Annotated in this window: 14 protein-coding genes and 1 pseudogene; 3 read left to right on the forward strand and 12 right to left on the reverse strand. The window is 37.2% G+C overall.

From position 1 onward, the window contains the following. The first annotated feature begins 12 nt into the window (after window positions 1-12). Entirely contained in the window at window positions 13-1,323 is a 1,311-nt protein-coding gene (locus CBE70_RS16175; protein WP_088494776.1) for an inosine/guanosine kinase, read from the forward strand. Between the two features lie 121 nt (window positions 1,324-1,444). On the opposite strand, the gene ybaL is transcribed toward CBE70_RS16175, so the two are convergent. Further along, window positions 1,445-3,202: a YbaL family putative K(+) efflux transporter gene (ybaL, locus tag CBE70_RS16180; protein ID WP_100160130.1), complete on the reverse strand. Its 1,758-nt coding sequence runs from the start codon at window positions 3,200-3,202 to the stop codon at window positions 1,445-1,447. A gap of 238 nt (window positions 3,203-3,440) precedes the next feature. Beyond that, window positions 3,441-3,734, reverse strand: a pseudogene (locus tag CBE70_RS18575) (MFS transporter); the annotation flags it as partial. Between the two features lie 381 nt (window positions 3,735-4,115). On the opposite strand from CBE70_RS18575, the gene ushA reads away from it, so the two are divergent. After that, window positions 4,116-5,780 (forward strand): bifunctional UDP-sugar hydrolase/5'-nucleotidase UshA, encoded by a 1,665-nt coding sequence (gene ushA, locus CBE70_RS16190; RefSeq protein WP_100160132.1) that lies wholly within the window; start codon window positions 4,116-4,118, stop codon window positions 5,778-5,780. 121 nt (window positions 5,781-5,901) lie between these two features. Here ushA and ybaK read toward each other — a convergent pair whose 3' ends face one another. The 6 genes from ybaK to copA form a co-directional block, all read right to left on the reverse strand. Then, window positions 5,902-6,381 (reverse strand): Cys-tRNA(Pro)/Cys-tRNA(Cys) deacylase YbaK, encoded by a 480-nt coding sequence (ybaK, locus tag CBE70_RS16195; protein ID WP_100160133.1) that lies wholly within the window; start codon window positions 6,379-6,381, stop codon window positions 5,902-5,904. Between the two features lie 34 nt (window positions 6,382-6,415). Beyond that, window positions 6,416-7,225 carry a TraB/GumN family protein gene (locus tag CBE70_RS16200; RefSeq protein WP_100160134.1) on the reverse strand — a complete coding sequence of 270 codons (810 nt, stop codon included), beginning with the start codon at window positions 7,223-7,225 and terminating at the stop codon, window positions 6,416-6,418. 120 nt (window positions 7,226-7,345) lie between these two features. Next, window positions 7,346-8,722 carry a YadA-like family protein gene (locus CBE70_RS18580; protein WP_232797417.1) on the reverse strand — a complete coding sequence of 459 codons (1,377 nt, stop codon included), beginning with the start codon at window positions 8,720-8,722 and terminating at the stop codon, window positions 7,346-7,348. A gap of 384 nt (window positions 8,723-9,106) precedes the next feature. Next, window positions 9,107-10,765 carry a TULIP family P47-like protein gene (locus tag CBE70_RS16210; protein ID WP_157926017.1) on the reverse strand — a complete coding sequence of 553 codons (1,659 nt, stop codon included), beginning with the start codon at window positions 10,763-10,765 and terminating at the stop codon, window positions 9,107-9,109. Window positions 10,766-10,775: 10 nt separating this feature from the next. Next, window positions 10,776-12,089 carry a TULIP family P47-like protein gene (locus tag CBE70_RS16215; protein WP_100160136.1) on the reverse strand — a complete coding sequence of 438 codons (1,314 nt, stop codon included), beginning with the start codon at window positions 12,087-12,089 and terminating at the stop codon, window positions 10,776-10,778. A 169-nt stretch (window positions 12,090-12,258) separates the two neighbouring features. Next, on the reverse strand, window positions 12,259-15,201 hold the full coding sequence (gene copA, locus CBE70_RS16220; protein WP_100160137.1) for a copper-exporting P-type ATPase CopA: 2,943 nt from the start codon (window positions 15,199-15,201) through the stop codon (window positions 12,259-12,261). A gap of 132 nt (window positions 15,202-15,333) precedes the next feature. On the opposite strand from copA, the gene cueR reads away from it, so the two are divergent. After that, entirely contained in the window at window positions 15,334-15,738 is a 405-nt protein-coding gene (gene cueR / locus CBE70_RS16225) for a Cu(I)-responsive transcriptional regulator (RefSeq protein WP_100160138.1), read from the forward strand. Here the strand turns inward: cueR and CBE70_RS16230 are convergent. From CBE70_RS16230 to CBE70_RS16245, 4 genes are all read right to left on the reverse strand, one after another. Further along, window positions 15,701-16,189 carry an NfeD family protein gene (locus CBE70_RS16230; protein ID WP_100160139.1) on the reverse strand — a complete coding sequence of 163 codons (489 nt, stop codon included), beginning with the start codon at window positions 16,187-16,189 and terminating at the stop codon, window positions 15,701-15,703. The genes cueR and CBE70_RS16230 overlap by 38 nt on opposite strands. Before the next feature lie 2 nt (window positions 16,190-16,191). Beyond that, a complete protein-coding gene (locus CBE70_RS16235) occupies window positions 16,192-17,115 on the reverse strand; it encodes an SPFH domain-containing protein (RefSeq protein ID WP_100160140.1) in 924 nt (307 codons plus the stop codon). A 37-nt stretch (window positions 17,116-17,152) separates the two neighbouring features. After that, a complete protein-coding gene (locus CBE70_RS16240) occupies window positions 17,153-18,010 on the reverse strand; it encodes a co-chaperone YbbN (RefSeq protein WP_100160141.1) in 858 nt (285 codons plus the stop codon). A gap of 84 nt (window positions 18,011-18,094) precedes the next feature. Continuing rightward, on the reverse strand, window positions 18,095-18,880 hold the full coding sequence (locus tag CBE70_RS16245; RefSeq protein ID WP_100160142.1) for an SDR family oxidoreductase: 786 nt from the start codon (window positions 18,878-18,880) through the stop codon (window positions 18,095-18,097). Between the last annotated feature and the right edge of the window lie 33 nt (window positions 18,881-18,913).

Here is an 18,913-nt window from a genome sequence, read left to right on the forward strand (position 1 = left end):
GCATCGTTCACAATGAAATTCCCTGGCAAACGAAAATCCAAACACTATTTTCCCGTTAGTTTACGAGATCCTCTATTACAACCCATCATCAATATGACGGAGAGCGAATCCTCTCGCGCTTATATCGTGGGTATTGACCAAACATTGGTTGATATTGAAGCGAAAGTTGATGAAGAGTTTATTAACCGCTATAACTTGAGTCAGGGACATTCTCTTGTTATTGAAGATGATGTTGCAGAGGCACTTTATCGTGAATTAACAGACAATAATCTGATAACACACGAATTTGCTGGTGGCACTATCGGAAATACGCTACATAACTACTCTGTATTGGCTGACGACCGCTCTGTGTTATTAGGTACTATGTGTAATAACATTCAGATTGGCAGCTATGCTTACCGTTATTTATGTAATACTTCCAGTCGTACTGATCTTAATTACCTCCAAGGTGTTGATGGTGCCATTGGGCGTTGTTTTACGCTGATCACGGAAAATGGAGAACGTACATTTGCTATTAGTCCGGGGCAAATGAATCAACTTAAACCTGAAAGTATTCCAGAAGAAGTGATTGCTGAAGCTTCCGCATTGGTATTAACGGCTTACTTAGTTCGCTGTAAACCGGGCGAACCGATGCCGTTAGCAACCATGAAAGCGATTGAGTATGCGAAAAAATATGATGTGCCTGTCGTTCTCACACTTGGTACAAAATATGTTATTGCAGACGATCCACAATGGTGGCGTGATTTCTTAAAAGAGCACGTTTCTGTTGTAGCCATGAATGAAGATGAAGCTTTTGAATTAACTGGACACGCTGATCCTCTGTTGGCTTCCGATGTTGCTTTAGAATGGGTTGATTTAGTGCTTTGTACTGCGGGACCTGCTGGGCTTTATATGGGGGGGTATACAGAACACAGCTTTAAGCGCCAAACCACACATCCTTTATTACCGGGTGCTATTGCTGAATTTAATCGTTATGAATTTAGTCGTGCAATGCGTCGTAAAGATTGTGACGAGCCTGAGAAAGTCTATTCTCATATAGAACCTTATATGGGTGGTCCTGAAAAAATCATGAATACAAATGGTGCGGGTGATGCAGCCTTATCGGCATTACTGCATGACATTACAGCAAATAGCTATCATCGTATTAATGTGCCAAATTCAAGTAAGCACCCTCGGACTTATTTAACTTATTCATCATTAGCGCAAGTGTGTAAATATGCTAATCGAGTGAGTTATCAAGTGTTGAGCCAGCATTCTCCACGCTTAACGCGCGGTTTACCTGAAAAAGAAGACAGCTTGGAAGAAGCTTATTGGGAACGTTAAGTTTGTATTGTTTCTAAGTCTGGTTTTATCAGTGTGAAATAAAAAAACCTATCAACATTTATTGATAGGTTTTTTATTGACTTAAATTTTGTAGATTTAAGCGATCACTTGTATTTTATTATTACGTTGCACTAGGTGTAATGATTTGTTGACCATTTTCAGGTGTATCATCAATCGCACAACCAAACTCAACTTCTTTAATTAGCATATCCGCCATTGCAGATGCTGTTTGATCTTCATCGATAATGACGTGATTTGCGCCTTTTTCAAGGATAAAAGAAGCTTCTTCATCATAGTTAGCACGCACGATAATATCGTCAAAATGAGCACGAACAATGATATTTAAATCAGGGTTCATACTTCTTGCCGTTTCAGCGATATCTGCTGCTTCATAACCATTAGGTATCGTCAGTAATAAAGATTTAGCGCAATCAATACGGGCTAAAGCAAGTGACTCTTTGGTCGATGCATTACCTAGTACTGTATTTAAACTTTTCTCTTTTAATTCAGCGAATTTATTACGGCTATTTTCGATAATAACTAGTGGAATAGATTGAGCTAATAATTTTTCAGTAAGCATGCTTCCTGCTCGTCCATAACCGACGATAATGGCGTGACCACAAATATCAACAGGGACAGGCATCTCTTCTTCTAGCTCTTCTTGTTGTAGCTGTTCCACTTCTTCTTTAGTTTCTGTTTTTGCCAGATAACGGTCTAATAAAGAGAACAGAACTGGGTTTAGCATAATTGAGACTAAAGCACCGGCTAAAACAAGATTACGTGCATCTGGTTCTAAAACGTTTAGCGCCACACCTAAACCAGCAAGAATAAAGGCAAACTCACCAATTTGAGCAAGACTTGCTGAAATGGTTAAGGCGGTGCGTCTGGAATGTCCAAACATTCGTACAAGGACTAATGCAGCGGCTGATTTACCAATAATAATGATAGCCAGCGTTGCTAAGATACCCAACGGATGCTCAATTAATACCATTGGATCAAATAACATGCCGACAGACACAAAGAACAGAACAGCAAAGGCATCACGTAATGGTAAAGTATCTTGAGCCGCTCTATGGCTTAATTCAGACTCATTAAGCACCATACCTGCAAAGAATGCTCCTAATGCGAAGGATGCATCAAATAAGGTTACAGCGCCATAAGCGATGCCTAAAGCAAGGGCGAGTACACTCAGTGTAAATAGTTCACGAGAGCCCGTTGCTGCGGTTTTAGCCAAAATCCAAGGAATAAGCTTACGACCAACAATCATCATAATTAAGATAAAGGCCACCACTTTACCAATTGTGATACCTAAATTGATCATGAGTTGAGAAATATTAGTTTGATCGCTACTTTCCAGCATATTGGCAATAGCTGGGAGTAGTACAAGGGCTAATACCATTGCTAAGTCTTCAACAATCAGCCAACCAATAGCAATTTGACCTCGTTGGCTATCAATCAGACCTCTTTCTTCAAGTGCTCGTAAAAGAACTACGGTACTTGCTGTTGATAGACACAAACCGAATACAATGCCACTAAATAAACCCCAGCCAAAAAATGCTGATAGTCCCAATCCTAATAGTGTTGCTACTGCAATTTGAGCAATAGCACCCGGAATAGCGATGGCTTTTACTGCCATTAGATCTTTTAACGAAAAGTGTAAACCTACACCAAACATTAGCAGAATAACGCCAATTTCAGCGAGTTCAGGGGCGAGAGAAGTATCAGCAACAAAGCCGGGAGTAAACGGACCAGCGAGTACACCCGCAGCAAGATATCCTACTAAAGGTGAGATTTTTAGCCGTTGAGCGATCATGCCTAAAATGTAAGCAAGTGCTAACCCACCAACAATGGTGGTAATGAGGGGTGTTGAATGCGGCATCAATTCTCCTTCTTTTTATAAAACTACATGTATCGGGGGGCGAGTAATATAGCAGGCTGATAGTTTAACGTATTCATGCAATAAATTCGCTAAAAATTATCGATTATTTATAAAAATAGCAAGTTGATTGAGTTTTTTGATGCAAATGCACTTTTTTATGTTATTTTAATCAGTCTTGCCTTTTAAAGTAAGAAGTACCTTGTTACTGGTTCATTTAGATAACAGGGGTAATTACAAGTTATTTGGTTTTATCTACCCCAATATTAGGAAGAAAAAGGGTGAAAACACCTAACAGTGGGAGATAAGCGCAAATATGATAGACATATTCAATACTCTTCTGATCTGCAATATATCCTAAGACCGCAGCACCAATGCCACCCATCCCAAAAGCAAGTCCGAAGAAAAGCCCTGAAACCATACCAGTTTTACTCGAAACTCACTCTTGAGCATAAATTAAGATAGCAGAAAATGCTGAAGCCAAGATCATACCCATGAATATGGCTAATTGCTCTGTCCAATCTAGGGCAGTATAACGCGATAAGGTGTAACAAAAGAGACAACACTAGCGTTATGTATTCAATAGAAAGTATAGTCGTTATTGATGGAGATAAGGTAAGAATAGGGGAAGAAAATCACTGTAGTATTGATCAGTTTGATTTTTTGTCACTGTGTTATTGTTAATCAATTATTTCTATTTTCATTGGTCTAGTTTACATCTATTTGGAGTTGAGTGCTTTTGTGAGAAATAGAGTTTGATTCATGTCTCAAAAAAACTATTGGATCAATGAAATAATAAAAAAATTATATAACCTACATCATAAAATACAGCAAAAGTATTTAACTTCTGTCTTCTTTTTCTACTGTAGAACCATGGCAGAACCTTCTCAATAAATAATATACATGGGGATATACCATGAGCTTATCTTTTAAATTATCAGCATGCGCATTGACGGTTTCTTTAGCGATGGCGCCTGCGATGTCTCAGGCATGGGAAAAGGATAAAACCTACGAAATTACCATTTTGCATACCAATGATCACCATGGCCATTTCTGGCATAACGATCGTGGCGAATATGGTTTAGCTGCACAAAAAACGGTTGTTGATAATATTCGTGATGAAGTAGCTAAAAAAGGCGGTAGCGTACTGCTGTTATCAGGTGGCGATATCAATACCGGTGTACCAGAATCTGATTTACAAGATGCAGAGCCTGATTTTAAAGGTATGAATCTTGTGGGTTATGATGCAATGGCACTTGGTAACCATGAATTCGACAATCCATTAGAGGTTTTACGTCAACAAGAGAAATGGGCAACATTCCCATTCTTATCTGCAAATATTTATCAAAAAAGTACGGGTGAGCGTTTATTCAAGCCTTACACCATTTTTGATAAACAAGGCGTAAAAATTGCAGTATTAGGCTTAACGACTGATGATACTGTGCGCATTGGTAACCCAGCAAACTTCCCTGATACTGAATTCCGTAAACCTTCTGATGAAGCTAAAAAAGTTGTAGAAGAACTGCGTACAACGGAAAAACCAGACATTATTATCGCAGCAACTCATATGGGTCACTATGATAATGGTAATCACGGCTCTAACGCGCCGGGTGATGTGGAAATGGCGCGTGCATTACCAAAAGGCTACCTTGATATGATTGTGGGTGGTCACTCACAAGATCCTGTTTGTATGTCTCAAGAGAATAAAGACTACAAACAAGCTGATTATGTGCCAGGAACACCTTGTGCACCAGATAACCAAAATGGTACATGGATTGTTCAGGCTCATGAATGGGGCAAATATGTTGGTCGTGCAGACTTCGAATTCCGTAATGGCGAGTTCACGTTAAAACATTACCAATTAATCCCAATCAACTTAAATCAGAAAGTGAAGAAAGACGACGGTACAACTGAACTTGTTTACTATACAAAAGAAATTCCTCATAACCCTGAAATGATGAAACTGCTGACACCTTACCAAGAAAAAGGTGGCGAGCAACTGAATGTTAAAGTGGGTGAGGTTGTTGGTAAATTAGAAGGTGATCGTAGTAAAGTTCGTTTTGTTCAAACCAATATGGCGCGTCTATTATTATCAGCGCAAGCTGAACGTGCAAATGCAGACTTTGCCATTATGAGCGGTGGTGGTGTTCGTGATTCTATTGAATCTGGTGATATCACTTACAAAGATGTTCTGAAAGTTCAGCCATTCGCCAACGAACTGGTTTATGTTGATTTTAAAGGTGAAGAAGTCGAGCCTTATTTGTCAGCTGTTGCGTGCATGAAAGTAGACTCTGGTGCTTATGCACAATTCTACAATGTTAGTTTAACAGTAGATGCAGACTGTAAAGTTAGCGATGTTAAAATTGCAGGCAAGCCATTAGATAAAACGAAGTCTTACCGTATGGCGACACTAAACTTTAACGGCATTGGTGGTGATGGTTATCCTAAGATTGATACTCATCCTGCGTATGTAAATACAGGTTTTGTTGATGCTGAAGTATTAAAAGGTTATATCGAATCACACTCTCCATTGAAAGCTGATGATTTCGAACCTAAAGGCGAAATTGTTTACAAAAAATAAATCTTACCAGTAATGCTTATATAGACAAAAGGCGACATCTAATGTCGCCTTTTATTTGGGGTCTAAATCACGTTAATTTCTTATTTTGAGGATTAGCCTTAAAATAAAAAATCATTAATGATTAAGACTCTTTACGAATAAGTGCAAATTGCGCGCCTAATACAGTACCTAAATCTTTTGCTGATAATTCAATATCTAAGCCACGTTTACCACCAGAAACAAAGATAGTGTCAAATTCAAGTGCTTGTTCATCAATCACTGTTGGTAGGCGTTTTTTCTGACCTAATGGGCTTATTCCACCAACTAAATAACCAGTGACCTTTTGTGCAATTTGTGGATCTGCCATATCAGCTTTTTTTGCTTTAAAGCACTTAGCAACGTGTTTTAAATCTAACTGACCAGAAACGGGAGTTACTGCAACAGCAAGGTTTTTAGCATCACCATTTAAAGAAACTAAAAGTGTTTTGAATACTTGGCGATTGTCTAAACCTAATTTTTCAACGGCTTCATCACCAAAATTATGGACATTAGCATCATGTTCATAGGGATGAAGGGTAAATTTGATTTTTTGTTTTTCCAGTAAATTTACAGCGGGAGTCATAGTTATTCCTACTTACAAGGTTAGAACAATATCTTTATGCTTGGTGCGTTAATAAATCAATCAAATTCTCTTCACCAAATAAATGAAGGGCACCTACCGTCACTACATAACGACCAGCTGGTAATTTTGATAATATGTTTACCCATTTTTGATTACGGCTTTCCATTAAAATATCAAATACAGCTTTACTAAAGGTATTCGGTAACGGCGGCTGTTTCTCTCTACTATTATAATTTAACCACCAATTGATCATGATTTGCAATGTACGTGCGTTCTCGTGCCAATTTTTTAGTGTATCTTCGAGCAATTGTTGACCATCGTCAGGGAAATTCAATAATAATGAAACCTGCTCTTTAACGCCTTCAAGTTCAATAATCCTTTTTTTGTGTTTATTAGCGTGTTGGATAACTTGATAATCAATGCCGTATTGTGGTTGCAATCCAAGTTGCATGGCTTGGGTAGATTGTAAAATTAAAGCAATTTGCCAAAGAGGTTTATTCTCAAGTTGATAAAGAGAAAGTGAAAGATCTTCACAATGTTGAATAATTTGAGAAAAAAGAGTTTCATTTAAGCGTGTTTCTAGTGACTCTCTAAAAAGAGTGGCTTGATCAAAAGGTTGTACATCCGTTGAGACATCGGCTTCAACTATAATGGCATCTGCGTTTTTTATTTCATCAATAAGCACATTGGAAAGTGGTGACATTGTGGGAACCCCCATATGGATACTCCCCACAAGGTGTAAAGAAATCTTATTAGGTAGCGTAATATCAACGGCAGGGTAAGGATAATGATGGGTGTTTTTTATCCCTATCCAACTTTTAACTTTCTGAAAAATACCCGTCATTTGATATGCTCCTTTAAGTGTCCATCACAAGCCTCAGCATAACGGATTTTTAATTGAATGAAACAGTGAAAACCAAGTATTTACTTAGTTTTCACTTTGTTTACTTTATTGAGTAAAGTGTTACCAACTGATCCCAACACCACCGGCTGAAACAAAACTATTTGAATCATTCCACGCAGTAGAAGCTCTTACTTTTACATTTTCATTAATACGATATTGCATACCCCAAGCAAGCGCTGTGGCATTACGATAATTACCGATACCAATCGCAGTACTAAACGTCGCATTATCTGTAAAAGGTAAATTGCTCATTGCGGCAACAGAGGCAATACCTTGATTGGCACGTTTTTCGACTTTATAAAAACGATTTTCAGTGTCAGATTTAAAATGCTCAAAGTTATTTTTTAGTGTTTTAATTTCAGTCCTTGAGACTGATTGCTCAGTATAAAGTGTAGCAAAATGATTTTTTAATGAAATATTATTACCATTAATATTTAAGTTATCAATATAGTTTTCTTTTATATTTTCTATTCTTGATGTGTTATTGGTGATACGGTTTCTATTTTCCTCAATATTATTTTTATTTTCAATAATCTCATTGTTATTTACAGTTATTTTATATTCGTTTTTTTCAATGTTATCACTATTAGCGATAATGTTATTTCTATTTTCCTCAATGTTTTTACTTCTTTCTTGAATGTCAATTTTATTTTTTACAATATCACTGGCGTTAGTTATAATATCCTTTTCATTTTGTTCGATTTTATTTTTATTATTATTGATTTTTTTTTGATGTTCTTCAATATCTTCATTTGTTCTTTGTTCATGATTTTTAATGATATTTTTGATCAAGTAATCATCTTGCTCTAAGGTTTTTACGGCTCGATCTATTTTTTCATTTGTATTTTCATCTAATATGAAAAATGATGAATTTTTAGCTTCAACCGCATCTATCTGTGTGTAAAGTTCTTTTTTATTGTTGATTTTTTTTAAATCTATTCCTGGTTTTTCTGTGGTGGTAATTATTATTTTTTCATTTTTTCTCATGATATCAATTACACTATCACGATTTAATGAAAGGTTTTTATCTCCTTTTTTTATAAATAATGAATTAAAATAGTTAATGATTTCATCTTTGGATTCTTTATTCCCGGTATTAATTTCAATATGTCTATCTTCATAGACAATGTTATTTAGAATATATTCTGGTAAATCTTGGATTTTTTTATTTTTTAAATATTTGGCAAGATCTTCGGCTATTTTTTTATCTAATTTTATTTGATATGTATATTTGTCGTATCGGCTCGTTTGAACATAACTGTCACTAATTATTGTGTCAAATAATGGGTTTTTTATAAATGAATATTCTGATAAGGGGGCTTCATGTTCTGGGGGGATAACTAAATTTAAGTTATCACTTGCGTTACTTGTATCTGAAAAAACATTTGTTGAATAAATTAATGATAAAGAAATAAGAAATATTTTCTTATATTTCATTTTTTTAAATCCTTTTAAAATATAAATATAATTAATTGAAGATATATAATAATAATAACTTTAATTATAAACAATAATGAAAAAGATTTGTTTTTTATTTTTGTTTCTTTTCTATAAATATATATTTTTATGGTGATTAATAAAATGAATGAAAATTTAATAATATATTGCTATTCTAGAACTAAGAGGGCGGAGTGATGACTCTCTTGTATAATGAGAAATTCCTCTTTGACTGGCCGATAGAAATATCGGCTTTTTTTTTAATTAATTGATAAATCAAGATTTAACTCTAAGAAAAAAGATAAATCTTATCAAAAAGAAGATTTATCTTTCACATGCTTAAGTTACTGGTATCACGGCATCATTAAAAAATAAATGATTGGATTAATTTTCTACATCCATTGAGATCCCCATTACTAGACTAGTCTGGAAGTTGGCACCAAGTAAGGTGTAATTTGATAACGAAGGCCATTTTGTTGCGCCTATACAGTTAATGGCAAAGGTGTTTAACGCAGGGATTTGGTTATACTCTTGTTGTGTTACGGCTTTAGCGATGCCAATAGAACCCGTAATTGAACCTGAAATGGCGGCTGTTAATCCTGTTGCCAGTCTAAATTTCGTAGAAGTAAATACACCACACTTTTGTATTTGGGATGCATTTTCAGGATCTGCTGCACCGATATCAGCGGCTTCTGCTCCTGCTTCATTTTCAATCGTGACCATTTCTGGCGAATCCGCAGCAACACCAGCGATAGCATCTGCACTTAACGAGACTTCTGCGGTGTTAGCAACGACATCGGTTGCAACTTCGGCAACGCCATCAATCGCTTCTGCAATACCACTGACGGCACATAAGATACTTGTAATAACGGCAACGACATCCATAATAATTTCAGTTATCACCATACCTTCAGATAAACTGACATTAGACGTGATTTGAGGCTCTCCAAAACCTGTAATATCAGGAATAAAAACATAGTTCCCATTTTGTGCTTTCACTGCGTTATACGTAAATTTTTGCGTTAAATTCATATGAACGGTAATACCGGGTGATGTTTCATATTCAGCATTCGCAATTTCTAAATAAATATAAGTATCATCAGCACGTATCACAATGTTATTTGCTGCAATTTTAGGGCTGATCACTCCATGCTTAGTTTGAAAATTTCCCCACAACAATTCGGTTATATTTGTGACAGATAATCCATCTTTGCTAAAGCCAAAATCAGACACTTTTGAACCTTGTATTGTCGCAACAGCGCCTCTTAGCAGCATTTTTTGTGCAACAAGTGATTCACTAATTACAAAGGCTGCATTGGCACCTTGGGGTAAATTTATTAGTGCTCTAACATCAACGGCTTGTTGCATATAAGGATTAATAGGGTGATTTTCTACCATGGCAATTAGTCCAAAAACACTATGATTAATATCGCCATTTTCAGGAGAAGCAACAGCATATTGAAAGCTTGTTGGTTTTACCCATTGAAAACCTTCTTTATCCGCCACTTCATTAATATTCATAACAGCGAAAACATGGTTAAACTCATTAATATGTGCATTAAAGTAGTCTTTAAAAACACTGTTAAGTACATCTTGTAATAATAGGTTATTGACTTTGGGGTAATGAGTGGAAATAACTGAAACAGCAGGATCAACGCCAACACCTTGAGTATTGACAACTAATTGTTGTGTGGTGCCTTGATTTGTTGCTGTTGGATCATTAACCGGATCACTTGAGGCAACTTGTTTTAAATTAACTTGAATAATGATTTCAGAATCAGATAGATCGCCTGTTAATCCTAATCCTGAAGCACTCCCTGAAGTGGCCTTACAAATTAATTGAACATCACCTCCTGCACCACCGGGAATTAATTGCCATGACTCCCAATGTCCCGATATCGTAATGTCAGTAGCATCTTTATAGTTAAAAGCGCTTGGAAAGCTTTTTTGTGCCATTATTGCTTTATTTACGATAGGAAAAGAAGCGAGATAAGCCGTATCCCAACCAAATGTGCTCACTGAGTTTTCTGATATATTATTCATCATATTTTCCTTAATTTAATTTTCCTTGCATATAAACATTATCGGCTAACCCACCTGCATCAATCGTCATGTTCTGCTGACCATTCCAACTGACGAGCCCTGGCGCTAACTCGCCTAATGATTGAGCCGTTTTTGATGATGTGAGTGAACCTACTGAGTTTTCAATGGAAAGACTGACAGCTTCAATGACAATATTCATAATGCCAAACGTTAAAGCGCCTAACCCTTGTTCCCAGCAAGGAATATGCTCATTTTTTGTTGTTGATTTATTGGGATCAGAATTAAAAGACAATGTTTTTGTTGATGCATTAAACGAGGATGGATTAATTGATGTGACAGTATTTGTAATATAAGCTCCCGTTAATCCAGAGATATTTGTATGGGTTGAAACATAACACCACATTTTATTATCTTCAATGTGAAAGTTAATATCGGTAACGGTTGGTGTGTAATAAATTAAATCAACTTTAACGGAGTTAAGATTAAATTCATTATTTAAATTTATTATATTATTGTTTAGACGAAAATCATAAACAGTAGAATTCCCCTGAAAACCAATAGGTAATGAAGGAATAACAATATTTAACAGAAAAGCCTTAGCCGATAATATAAAACCAAAATCTTTATTAAATAATAAATTAGAATCAAAACTACGAGGTAAATTATTGATTGATATATTCTCTAACATACCTAAAATAGCGATACCACCTAAAGCACCACTAACAGGCTGTTGATAGGCATAGGTAAGTGTTTTAGGTGTCAACCAATTTGAATTTTCTCCTGTTGGTGAAGGTAATATATCAGCAAATACAAAATCAAGTTGCTCTGCATTTTGTATAAAAACTCGAGATAAACCAATAGTAAGTAATGCTGCACCTAAAGCGGCTTCTTGCGGGTGAGATTGAAGATATTTTCCTAAGTTTCCACTTAGATCAGGGTTAATCACAGTGACTGCACCAAAAGTCATGTCACCTTTATTTTTTCCTTCTATTAAACAATTAAAAACAAGTTTATGAAGTACAGTTTGATCACTTCCTTTAATTAACTTTAATTGCATTTCTATTAAAGGAACAACATTATCAAGAGTGATTTTTTCATTAAGTTGTTTAATGAAAAGCTCCCCTGTTTTAATCGGTGTTTCAAATTGAAGTAAATTACCACTACCACCAGAAACAATTTTCCATGAGTCAAAGTTTCCTGTGATTTTAATATCCTGATCTTCGTATTCAAAAGATTGGATAAGTTTATTTTTATTATTAGATAATTGTTTGTTTATATAACCACCTGAACAAGCGTATATAATATCCCATCCGTAATTATTCATAGACTTTCTCTCTATTATATAAGGTGTTTTTTACCTTATTATTTTTAAGTGAAAATTTATAGAATGAAAAATAATAGAGATATTTTTATTTTCAGTTGATTGAAATGTAAAAACACTGCTTTTCTAATAAATAGAAAAACAGTGTTTTTTTATTTAAAGCTTACTTAATTTATTGCTTAGGTTTAAAACGCAATAAACGGTTTGCATTACTGACAACAGTAATTGAAGACAGCGCCATTGCTGCACCCGCAACCACTGGATTTAACAGTGTGCCAGTGAAAGGATATAAAATACCCGCTGCAATGGGGATACCTAAGCTATTGTAAACAAAGGCACCGAATAAATTCTGCTTCATATTACGTAGTGTACCTTTTGAGATCTCAACCGCATCAGCAACACCATGCAAACTGTGACGCATTAACGTGATAGCTGCTGTTTCAATAGCAATATCACTACCTCCACCCATTGCAATACCGACATCTGCTTTAGCTAATGCAGGGGCATCGTTAATACCATCCCCAATCATTGCAACACGACGTCCTTCGGCTTGAAGTTCAGTAATGGCTTGTGCTTTACCTTCAGGCATAACACCAGCGATGACTTGGTCAATACCTGCTTCTTTTGCTATTGCATTTGCAGTAATTGGATTATCACCCGTTAACATTACTAGGCGATAACCTTGATGATGTAAGCGTTGTAATGCACTTACAGTATCTTCTCTTAGAGGATCACGGATAGAGAGAAGGGCGGCAATCTTACCTTCTTGAGCTAATAAGACAGGAGTAACACCTTTCGCTGCTTGAGTGTCAATAAGTGAATTAATTTCACTAATATCAATACCTGATTCAAGCATCAATTTAGGGTTGCCTAAAAGTACGGTTTTGCCATTAATTTCACCACTTAACCCCATTCCTGCAAGAGTGCGGAATTGGCTTATTTCAGGTAAATCAATGCCTTCAGCTCGCGTTAAAATGGCTTTAGCTAATGGGTGATTAGAACCATTTTCCAAAGATGCTGCCAATGCAAGCGCTTGAGTTTCATCTATTTGATTGAAAGTATGAATTTCAGTGACCTGAGGCATACCTTCTGTCAGTGTTCCTGTTTTATCAAAGACTAAAGTATCTAGCTTACTTGCTTGTTGTAGTGCATCTGCATCACGGACTAATACGCCATATTCAGCCGCACGACCTACACCTGAAATAATCGACATAGGAGTCGCTAAACCTAAAGCACAAGGGCAAGCGATAATAAGAACGGTTGTGATGATCACCAGTGCATAGGTAATTTGTGGAGATGGACCAAAGAAATACCAAATAGCACCGGCAATAAGAGCGATAGCAACGACAACAGGCACAAACACGCCGGAAATTTTATCTGCCAGCTGACCTATTTCAGGTTTACTACTTTGTGCTTGGCGAACTAATTTAATAATACGGGCAAGTGTTGTTTTACTTCCCACAGCTGCCGCTTTAAATAGAACTGAGCCATCTTGAACCGTTGTTCCGGCATGAATAGTATCACCTACCGTTTTTTGCTGTGGAATTGGCTCGCCTGTCAGCATTGCCTCATCCATCCATACTTCACCTTGGATAATTTCACCATCAACTGGCACTTTATCACCAGTTGCTAAACGTAGAGTCATTCCTTGTTTAACATCAGCTAATGGCATTTCAACTTCACCGTTTTCAGTTATCACTCTTGCTGTTGGTGGAGTTAAATCTAATAGCCGCTCTAGTGCTTTGGATGAACGCTGGCGCGCTCTTTGCTCAAGCATATGACCCAGATTGATTAAACCGATAATCATCGCACTGGCTTCATAATAGAGATGTCGAGCTTGAGATGGGAACACTTCTGGCCATAAGTTCACGGTAATGGAATAGAGCCACGCTGTTCCTGTTCCTAACGCAACGAGGGTATCCATTGTTGCACTGCGGTTTTTTAAACTCTGCCACGCACTACGATAGAAATGACCACCAGCAACAACCATCACAAACAGCGTTGCAATACCAATGCCTAACCAGATGCTGTGATTGGCCTCTGTGAGCATCATATTATCGCCGATCATTCCCCAAATCATTACAGGGATACCAACAACTAAGGCCAATGCCGCTTGCCAGCGAAAACGTTTCATATTGGCAACAGCAACTTCTTGCTGACGTTCTCTGCGTTTTACATCATCTTGAATAATTTCAGCGCCATAACCCGCTTTTTCAATCGCAGTCACAAGCGCATCATGATCGATTTCACCCGTCACTAATGCACTACGTTCAGCAAGATTTACACGCACATTTTCAACGCCATCAACAGATTGTAATGCTTTGTGAACCTTGCTTACGCAACTTGCACAGGTCATGCCATCAATTAAAAGCTGAACACTGCTGTCATCGTCAGTATCGATTTCAGCGCCATTATCAATATCAGCATTCTCAACTGGAATATCACAAACAGCCGCTGACGATGCTTCCAGTTGTGCATGCGTTTGCGTCAGCGGCTCAGTTTTTGGGAAATCAGCACCGGCTAATTGTGCTTCAAAACCTGCTTCTGTAATGGCGGTAATTAGGGTTTCAGCGGTTGCAGAACCTGTCACTTTTGCGTGTGTTAATTCAACTTCAGCAGTCTCAACACCTGCCGTATTTTCTAGTGCTTTTTTAACTGAACCGACACAGTGACCACAATTTAAGCCAGATAGAGTTAAATGAATTGCGTTGTCAGTGGGTGCTAAGTTTGCTTGAAAACCTTCAGCCGTAATCGCTGCAATTAAAGTATCGGCAGTAACGTCACCAAAAATTTCAGCTGACTCTTTTGTTACATTAACGGCGGCAACGCCTTCAACAGCTAATAATGCTTTTTCAGTTTTACCGACACACTTCATGCAGTTAAGCCCACTTAGGCTTAATTTTACATCGGGTTGTGTTGCAACACTTGCTTCATAGCCTGCATCTTCAATTGTTTTGATTAAGCTTTCAGCAGTTGCATCGCTGTCAATTTTAGCGTATTGAATAGTCACAATTGCCTGCTCTATGTCATTGCGAGCATCAAGTGCTTTTTTTACACTGTTAACACAATGGGAGCATGAAAGTCCTTTCAATGCGAGTAATATAGTTTTTGCCATGTTAATTATCTCCATCATAAAAGCGTTACCTCTATTATTGCGCAATATTCGGTAACTTGCTTTCTTTAAAGGTTTTTTCTTATCAGAGATAAAGGCTAAACCTTTCCGCAAGGGGAAGGTCAAGGGGGAATTTTGAATATTAGTGAAATCGCAAATAAAACAGGATTAACGGCTAAAGCTATTCGGTTTTATGAAGAAAAAGACCTGATAACACCACCGGGAAGAGGTGAAAATGGCTATCGCTATTATCAGGCTCAACACATTGAAGAGTTAACATTATTACGCCAAGCAAGAGAGGTTGGCTTTAGTTTAGAAGAGTGTAGAGCTTTATTGATGTTGTTAAGAAATCCTTCTCGTCACAGTTCTGACGTGAAAGAAGCCACCTTAAAAAAAGTGGCTGAAATTGAGAAAACAATTAATGAGCTTAATGCCATTCGCCAGCGATTACTTTTGTTAGCCAGCGAATGCCCCGGTGATGACGGAGCAGATTGCCCGATCATCAATCATTTGTCAGGGTGTTGTCATCACCAGAAATAGCCGGTTTAATCGCAATCACTTGTAAGGTAATACCATCAATTGCAGTTACTGTTACCTTATCGCCAGCAAGTAATGGCGTGTCTGAATAAACACGCCAACTGCCATCAGCTAATTTTACGCGACTAAAACCATTTTCAGTATCTGATAATAAAACAGCATGAACACCAATCAGTTGATGTGTTTTCTGATTTAAGTTTTCAGCTTCTTTTGATAGTTTTCTGCGTTTAAGCCAAAGGTGCCAAAGTACAGCACTAATAACCGTTAATATCGCAAATAAAACACCTTGAATAGGCCAGCTAATAGGCAATATCCATGTGATCAACGATACACATAGAGCCGCCATTCCTGACCATAAAAGGTATCCTGCTGTTCCTAACATTTCTGTAATTAACAGCAAGCCACCAAGACAAAGCCAGAAAAGTGCAGGTTGAGCACTAATCCATTCAATCATAATTAATTGCTCTTGTTGCCAGAGTCACTTTTTTGGGTATTGAGTAATTCAGAAATACCGCCAATCGCACCCATGAGATTACTTGCTTCTAATGGCATCATAATAACTTTACTGTTATTAGCTGAACCAATTTGTGACAGTGCATCAGTATATTTTTGAGCAACAAAGTAGTTGATTGCTTGCATATCACCTTTTGCAATGGCCTCAGATACCATTTGTGTTGCTTTAGCTTCTGCTTCTGCCGCACGTTCACGGGCTTCTGCTTGTAAGAATGCAGATTGACGCTCACCTTCAGCTTTCAGTATTTGTCCTTGTTTCTCACCTTCTGCTTTTAAGATAGCGGCTTGACGAATACCTTCAGCTTCAAGAATGTCGGCACGTTTAGTACGTTCAGCTTTCATCTGTGCATTCATTGCAGAAATCAATTCTTTTGGTGGGCGAACATCACGAATTTCAATACGGGTAATTTTGATGCCCCAAGGGTTTGTTGCATCATCAACAATCAGTAAAAGGCGACTGTTGATTTGGTCACGCTGAGAAAGAATTTCATCAAGTTCCATTGAGCCTAACACTGTACGAATATTAGTGAGTGTTAAGTTAATAATTGCAAGTTCAAGGTTATTAACTTCATACGCGGCTTTTACAGGATCGATAACTTGAATAAAGCAGACTGCATCAATGCTGACGTTGGCGTTATCACGAGAAATGACTTCTTGAGATGGAATATCGAGTACTTGTTCCATCATATTGATACGGCGACCAATGCGATCAACAAATGGTACGAGAATTTGGAGTCCCGGAGTCAAAGTACGAGTATAACGACCAAAACGTTCGACAGTCCACTGATAACCTTGTGGAACGGTTTTAACACCGCATAAAACTAAAATAATAGCGAATAAGATGATAATACCAATGACTATTTCCATATACCTGTCCTAAGTCTGCTTTAATAAGAAAATAAAATTAATAAAGTAAAGAATACACCATACGACGATATTTAGACGCCAAATTATCATTAGTACCTAAGGCTGATAGAATATCCATCAGGGTTTTCTTAACTTGCCCATCACCTGCATTTAGATCTTTTTTGATAAAGCTAAATAACAACTCTAACGCCTCTTCATTACGAGCAACTTCATGTAATTTTAGTGCAAGTTGAATGGCAAGATCGGTATTTTCAGGTTGTTGATTAAAATCGTTCTGCAATTGTTGAATTTCAGGCGTATCAGCAGCCTGTTTTTGTAATTCAATTTGTGCTAATAAACTATGGTAGTAACTGTCTTGATCTTGTAATGGGATAGTAATTAACAGAGTTTGAGCTTCTTCACTTTTATTTAAAGAAATTAAAGCACCCGCTAGTGCAAGGGTAATTTCACTGTTTTTAGGTGCGAGTTGATGGGCTTCTTTAAGCAGAGGTAAAGCTTCCTCAGCTTTTCCTTCAGAAAGTAATTGTGCCGCTTGTGCCGCTTTCAATTCTTCTGGTTTTGGTAATACATTGGCTAATACTTGGCGAATTGCTTCTTCAGGTTGAGGACCTTGGAAACCATCAACAGGGCGACCTTCTTGTAAAATATAAACAGTTGGAATAGCGCGTAAACCAAATTGTGAGGCAATCATTTGTTCAACATCACAATCCAATTTAGCCAAAATAAATTGATCAGCAAATTCGGCTGCCAGTTTATCTAATGTTGCGCCAAGCTCTGCACAATGAGGGCTACGTTCTGAATAGAAATACATCATGACTGGTTTAGTCATGGATTGTTCTATAACTTGTTGAATATTTGATTCATTTACATCAACAATATGTGCAGTTGCTAACATTAACTTGCCCCTTTTTGAGAGTTTTAAATATAGATGCGATTTATAACGCTTATTCATTAATAAGTAAGGGTGTTTTCTGAAAAATCAAGCCTTGCCACTTTGGCGACTGAGAATAGCATCCATTAAAGTATCAGGTAGAAAACGTTTTAGTATTCTGACAGCGTAAGTTAATAAGGTTACGGGATAACGTATCTTAGGTTTGGGGCTTTCTAAAGCATGAATAAGCTTTTTCACGACATCTTCAGGCGTTAATGTGAAACGACTCGCAATCCCCGGATTTTTTACAGGTTTATCTTTTTCGGCTTGAGCGACATTCTCAGTGAAACAAGTTCGTATTGGGCCAGGCTCTATTAAACTCACTTTAACACCAGTATGCGCTATTTCCATTCTTAGCGCATCAGACCATGCTTCTACTGCATATTTACTGGCGGCGTAAGCGCCTCGACCGGGTGTTGAGATAACTCCCATTACAGAGCTAGTTTGAATGATCCTTCCTTCACCATGAGGTAACATTACCGGTAGAAGCAATGTAGTAAGCTGATGTAAACCAAAAAAGTTAGTAGAAAACTGTTTTTCCATTTGTGAGCGAGTGATGGCATCTAATGGGCCATAAACACCAAACCCGCCATTATTAAATAATCCATATAAACGACCGTCTGTTAGACGAATAACTTCTAGTGCTGCATTTTCAACACTTTTTGGATCATCAAGATCAAGATAAATAGGTTCTAATCCCAGCGTTTCCATGCGTTCAAGGTCTTCACCTTTACGACAAGCAGCAAGGACTCGATAACCTCTTTTCTTTAGTGCTTTTGCGGCACAGAGTCCTATTCCACTGGAACTTCCTGTAATCAATACCGTTTTTTGCATAATTTTACAATTAATCTCGTTTAATCTACGTCA

The sequence above is a fragment of the Proteus columbae genome (assembly GCF_002777965.1).
Taxonomy (GTDB): domain Bacteria; phylum Pseudomonadota; class Gammaproteobacteria; order Enterobacterales; family Enterobacteriaceae; genus Proteus; species Proteus columbae.